The sequence below is a fragment of the Paenibacillus oceani genome (assembly GCF_014705615.1).
Lineage (GTDB): Bacteria > Bacillota > Bacilli > Paenibacillales > NBRC-103111 > Paenibacillus_AB > Paenibacillus_AB oceani.
This window is the reverse complement of the sequence record NZ_JACXJA010000025.1, coordinates 1-778: the sequence shown is the minus strand read 5'-3', so window position 1 is coordinate 778 and position 778 is coordinate 1. Positions and strand designations below refer to the sequence as shown.

Annotated in this window: 1 protein-coding gene; it reads right to left on the bottom strand. The window is 59.4% G+C overall.

The genetic code is table 11. From position 1 onward, the window contains the following. Positions 1-778, bottom strand: a 778-nt coding sequence (locus IDH45_RS18450) for an IS1634 family transposase (RefSeq protein ID WP_190929608.1), incomplete at both ends; no start/stop codon positions are given.

Genomic DNA, 778 nt, shown 5'->3' with positions numbered 1-778 from the left:
TTTGCGAACGATTTCCTGCGGCCGAACGGTCACGTCCACCTGATGAAACCGGGACGATTGCCCCTCCCGGAAGGCTTCGGCGGCTTGTTCGGCGTCGGCCCGACAGTGAAACGGCGTTTGGGCGGCTTCCTTTGCGGCTTGCGTCAGCCGATCGCATTCGGCCTCCCGTTCGCGGGTTAATGTGTTTTCCTTTTTCTTGTCCAGCGCGCTGGACTCCACCACGATCAGACGGAGCCCATGGCCTTCATGCTCGGCCTCGGCGGCCCGCCAGCGGTACGTGGCGCCTTCCTTGGACGAGACGAACGACACCGGCTCGGACCAAGACGCATCCGGTGCATCGGCAAACGCCAGTGCGGCTTTGACGATCTTTAATTGGTTGGGCGCGCGGGTCAAAAGATAGGCGTTTGCGCCTTTTGCGGCGTCGAGGGTCGCCTTGCTCATCGCAGCCGAATCGGCGACGTAAACAAAATCGTTCAGCTTTACGGCAGCACACTGCGCATGGAGTTTCTCCAGCACTTCCGGATTCCAGGTTTTGTCTGACGTGTTTCCGTCGTGCACATCGCCATAAAGGGGAATCCCATCGCTATTTCCGATCAACCCGAACTGGATTTGTTTGGCGCCTCGCCGGTCCCGGCTGTACCCTTCGACAATCTGCAGCGCCTTACTCGGTTTCGTGTACGCGCCGTACACGGACATGCTCGTCGTATCGCCATGAAACACGCTCATCGGGATGCGCTCGTGCTGGTACACATGCAGTTGGAAGGCGGAGTAGAGCTGA